This is a genomic window from Neisseria sp. P0009.S010, from assembly GCF_051958545.1.
GTDB lineage: Bacteria > Pseudomonadota > Gammaproteobacteria > Burkholderiales > Neisseriaceae > Neisseria > Neisseria subflava_A.
On the sequence record NZ_JBQCVH010000019.1, the window covers coordinates 1 to 5519 of the forward strand.

At 50.6% G+C, this 5519-nt stretch carries 3 protein-coding genes; all 3 read left to right on the top strand.

Annotated features, from left to right (window positions below; genetic code table 11):
- Positions 1–145 precede the first annotated feature (145 nt).
- Entirely contained in the window at positions 146–2230 is a 2085-nt protein-coding gene (locus ACTHSN_RS10685; protein WP_049328591.1) for a transferrin-binding protein-like solute binding protein, read from the top strand.
- Positions 2227–5061 (top strand): lactoferrin/transferrin family TonB-dependent receptor, encoded by a 2835-nt coding sequence (locus tag ACTHSN_RS10690; protein ID WP_060975174.1) that lies wholly within the window; start codon positions 2227–2229, stop codon positions 5059–5061. The genes ACTHSN_RS10685 and ACTHSN_RS10690 overlap by 4 nt, the downstream gene beginning before the upstream one ends.
- Before the next feature lie 207 nt (positions 5062–5268).
- Positions 5269–5519: transposase (locus ACTHSN_RS10695; protein WP_285071603.1), on the top strand; the 251-nt coding region annotated here is incomplete at its 3' end.

Genomic DNA, 5519 nt, shown 5'->3' on the forward strand with positions numbered 1-5519 from the left:
TGATTGGTGGCGGAAACAGCCGAAAACCTGTGTTGGGGTTTCGACTGTTGTGGGAAGGGCTTTTTTGCCAAGGTCTCGGGTTGATATTATCTGTGCATATTAATATAATGATAATTATTATTAATCAAATAGAGGAAAAGTAGGGATGTGTAAACCGAATTATGGCGGCATTGTCTTGTTGCCCTTACTTTTGGCATCTTGTATCGGCGGCAATTTCGGCGTGCAGCCTGTTGTCGAATCAACGCCGACCGCGCAAACCCCGTCAGATTCCAAACCTTCCAAGCCTGAGGATATTCCTGCTCCGGCTCCTGCCAAACCTTCTATAGAAACCACGCCGGTCAACCAGCCCGCCGTCGGTGCGGCAATGCGGTTGCCAAGGCGGAATATTGCTTTTTATAACAAAGACGGTACGGAAATTCCCGATAAGCATCAGGCAGAGGAGTATCTGCCGCTTAAAGAGGAGGATATCCTGTTTTTAGACGGTACGCCGCAAGAACAGGTCGACAAACTTAAAAAGGAAATCAAAGGACGGCATCCTAATGCACAAATCTACACGTCCGATTCAAAAGATGCTGTGTATCAATATAAATATGTCCGGGCCGGATATGTTTATACTCAAACAGGAGAAGACGAAATCAAACAGAACTCAGGTGGTAAGCGGTTTACCCACCGGTTTGGTTATGACGGGTTTGTATATTATTCCGGAGAACATCCCTCCCAATCTTTACCGAGCGCGGGAACGGTGAAATATTCCGGTAACTGGCAATATATGACCGATGCCAAACGTCATCGGACAGGTCAGGCGGTTGCCAGTGAGAATTTGGGTTATAACACATATTATGGTAATAATATTGGTGCAACTTCTTATGCGGCTAGGGATGCCGACGACAGGGAAAAACATCCTGCCGAATATACGGTTAATTTCGACAAAAAAAACCTGGAAGGTAAGTTGATTAAAAATCAGTATGTGCAAAATAAGAATAATCCAGATGAACCTAAAAAGCCGCTGATCATTTACAACATTACTGCAAAATTGGACGGCAACCGCTTTATCGGCAGTGCCAAGGTCAATCCTGATTTAGCGGAAAAACATGCCGGTAAGGAGCATTTGTTTTTCCATGCCGATGCCGATCAGCGGCTTGAGGGCGGTTTTTTCGGCGATAACGGAGAAGAGCTTGCCGGACGGTTTATCAGCAACGACAAAAGCGTATTCGGCGTATTCGCAGGCAAACAAAATAGCTCCGTGCCGTCTGAAACGCATACCAAAATCTTGGATTCGCTGAAAATTGCCGCCGACGAAGCTGCCGATCCTAAGGCACGTCCGTTTATTGCCGAGCCTATGCCCGACTTTGCCCATCCTGACAAACTCCTTGTCGAAGGGCGTGAAATCTCCTTGGTCAAAGATACTCAAACCATCGTTCTTGCCGACGGCAGGAAAACGACAATCCGAACCTGCTGCGATTTTCTGAACTATGTGAAAATCGGACGGATGCAAACCGACCGTCCCGTCGTCAAACCGACTGCAACAGAGGACGAAGATTCCGATCATGAAGGCGCGGGACCTGATGATGAAAATGAAAGTTTAGAGCCTGAAGACGGTGAAGACGGTTTGGAAAATGATACCGATGACGGTCATGCTTCTTCCGAGTTGCCGGCAGAGGAAGATAACGGGGAAGCAAATACAGCAGGAAAAAATGAAGGAAACAACGCGGAAAGCGTAGGCACGGATGGAAAATCACCTGTCCAACCCGCTTCTGCATACAGGAATATCGACCTTTTCATAAAAGGTATCCGCACTTCCGAGGCAGACATCCCCAAAATTGGGAATGTCCACTATAGAGGTTCATGGGAAGCCCGTATCGGCGCGCCGATCCAATGGGATAACCATGCGGATAAAGCGGCAAAAGCCGAATTCGACGTTAACTTTGCCAACAAGTCCCTTTCCGGCACCCTGATGGAGAAAAATGGTGTAGAACCTGCCTTCTATATTGAAAACGGTATTATTGAGCACAACGGTTTCCATGCAGCAGCACGTACCCGTGATACAGGTATCGACCTGCTTGGCAGGGGTGCAACATCCTCCAAACCGTTTAAAGCCGAGAACCTTCATGTAACAGGGGGCTTTTACGGACCTCATGCATCGGAATTGGGCGGCAGCTTTGCCGAACCCCAACAAAAAATCGGTGTGGTATTTGGTGCGAAGAAAGATGACAAGGAGGCAACACGATGAACAGAAGGCATACATTCCCGCTTACCCTGACCGCCTTGGCCATTGCAGCCGCTTTCCCATCATATGCGGCAAACCCCGAAACGGCGGCATCTGATGCGGCGCAAAGTCAATCATTGAAGGAGATTACCGTCCGTGCCGCCAAAGTGGGACGGCGATCGAAAGAGGCGACCGGTTTGGGCAAAATCGTCAAAACGTCGGAAACGTTGAACAAAGAACAGGTACTCGGTATCCGCGACCTGACGCGCTACGATCCGGGCGTGGCCGTCGTCGAACAAGGTAACGGCGCGAGCGGCGGTTATTCGATACGGGGCGTGGATAAAAACCGTGTGGCGGTTTCGGTCGACGGTGTTGCCCAAATACAGGCGTTTACCGTGCAGGGTGCATTGAGCGGATACGGCGGACGCGGCGGCAGCGGTGCAATCAACGAAATCGAATATGAAAACGTCGGTACGGTAGAAATCGACAAAGGTGCCGGTTCTTCCGATCACGGCAGCGGTGCGCTCGGCGGAGCAGTCTCCCTCCGCACCAAAGAGGCGGCAGACCTGATTTCAGACGGCAAAAGTTGGGGGATACAGGCAAAAACCGCCTACGGCAGTAAAAACCGCCAATTTATGAAGTCGCTCGGCGCGGGTTTCAGTAAGGACGGTTGGGAAGGGCTGTTAATCCGAACCGAACGCCAAGGGCGGGAAACGCGCCCGCACGGCGATATTGCGGACGGGGTGGAATACGGCATAGACCGTTTGGACGCGTTCCGCCAGACATACGATATTCAGAGTCCGAATAAAAAGGCGGAATATTTCCTGGCGGAGGGCGAGAGTGAGCTCAAGCCTGTGGCAAAATTGGCGGGCAACGGGAAATATTTGAAAAACCAGCTCAACCGCTGGGTGGAAGAACGCCGTTCAAAAGGTCAGGCTTTAAACAGTGAAGAAGAAGCGATGGTGCGGGAGGCGCAGGCGCGCCACGAAAACCTGTCCGCCCAATCGTACACAGGCGGCGGCAGGATATTGCCCGATCCGATGGATTACCGCAGCGGTTCGTGGCTTGCCAAGCTGGGCTACCGCTTCGGCGGCAGGCATTATGTCGGCGGCGTGTTTGAGGATACCAAACAGCGTTACGACATCCGCGATATGACGGAAAAACAGTATTACGGTACGGACGAGGCGAAAAAGTTTAGCGACAAGAGCGGGGTGTACGACGGCAACGATTTCCGCGACGGCTTGTATTTTGTGCCGAATATAGAAGCGTGGGATAAAAACAAAGAAAAATGGGTCAAGGGCATAGGTTTGAAATATTCCCGCACCAAATTTATAGACGAACATCACCGCCGCCGCCGTATGGGTTTGCTGTACCGTTATGAAAACGAAGCGTATTCTGACAATTGGGCGGACAAGGCGGTGTTGTCGTTTGACAAACAGGGCGTGGCAACCGACAACAACACGCTGAAGCTGAATTGCGCCGTGTATCCTGCCGTGGACAAATCCTGCCGCGCGTCGGCAGACAAGCCGTATTCCTACGACAGCAGCGACCGTTTCCACTACCGCGAACAGCACAATGTTTTGAATGCCTCGTTTGAGAAGTCGCTGAAAAACAAATGGACGAAACACCATCTGACTTTGGGCTTCGGTTACGATGCTTCCAAAGCGATCTCCCGCCCCGAACAGCTTTCCCACAATGCGGCAAGGATTTCGGAATACTCGGATTACACCGATAAGGGAGACAAGTATCTTTTGGGTAAGCCCGAAGTCGTCGAAGGGTCGGTCTGCGGCTACATCGAAACCCTGCGTTCCCGCAAATGCGTGCCAAGAAAAATCAACGGCAGCAATATCCACATTTCTTTGAACGACCGTTTTTCAATCGGCAAATATTTCGATTTCAGCTTGGGCGGCAGGTACGACCGGCAAAACTTTACCACGTCGGAAGAACTCGTCCGCAGCGGGCGGTATGTTGACCGTTCGTGGAACAGCGGCATCGTGTTCAAACCGAACCGGCATTTTTCTTTGTCTTACCGCGCCTCCAGCGGCTTCAGAACGCCCTCCTTCCAAGAACTTTTCGGGATAGACATTTATCACGATTATCCGAAAGGCTGGCAGCGTCCTGCCCTGAAATCGGAAAAGGCAGCCAACCGCGAAATCGGTTTGCAGTGGAAGGGCGATTTCGGCTTTTTGGAAATCAGCAGCTTCCGCAACCGTTATACCGATATGATTGCCGTTGCCGATCAAAAAACCAAATTGCCGAATCAGGCAGGACAATTGACAGAGATTGATATACGCGATTATTACAATGCCCAAAATATGTCGCTCCAAGGCATCAACATCTTGGGAAAAATCGACTGGAACGGTGTGTATCACAAACTGCCCGAAGGTTTGTACACGACTTTGGCGTACAACCGTATCAAACCGAAATCGGTATCCAACCGGCCGGGACTGTCCCTCCGCAGCTATGCTTTGGATGCGGTACAGCCGTCGCGTTATGTTTTGGGGTTCGGATACGACCAGCCCGAGGGGAAATGGGGCGCAAACATTATGCTGACCTATTCCAAAGGGAAAAACCCTGATGAACTTGCTTATCTGGCAGGCGATCAAAAACGATATTCGGCAAAAAGAGCGTCGTCTGCTTGGTCGACGGCAGATGTTTCCGCCTATCTTAATCTGAAAAAACGGCTGACCTTGAGGGCGGCTATCTACAATATCGGCAACTACCGCTACGTTACTTGGGAATCCTTGCGCCAGACTGCGGAAAGCACGGCAAACCGGCACGGCGGCGACAGTAACTATGGAAGGTATGCCGCACCGGGCAGGAACTTCAGCCTCGCGCTTGAAATGAAGTTTTAAAGGAAATACCGTCTGAAAGCTTGATCTGCACCCCAAAAGTCGGACTAAACCGCCAACTGATTAAGGTGCAGGTTTTTTTTGAGGTTTAGGGTAACTTCTAAACCGTCATTCCGGGAATCTGGACATTCAATGCTAAGGCAGTTTGAGACCTTTACAAAATCCCCCAAAATCCCCTAAATTACCACCAAGACATTTAGGAGATTTTTCATGAGTACCTTCTTCCGGCAAACCGCACAAGCCATGATTGCCAAACACATCGACCGTTTCCCGCTATTGAAGTTGGATCAAGTGATTGACTGGCAACCGATCGAACAGTACCTGAACCGTCAAAGAATCCGTTACCTTCGAGACCACCGCGGTCGTCCCGCCTATCCACTGCTATCCATGTTCAAAGCCGTCCTGCTCGGACAATGGCACAGCCTCTCCGATCCCGAACTCGAACACAGCCTCATCACCCG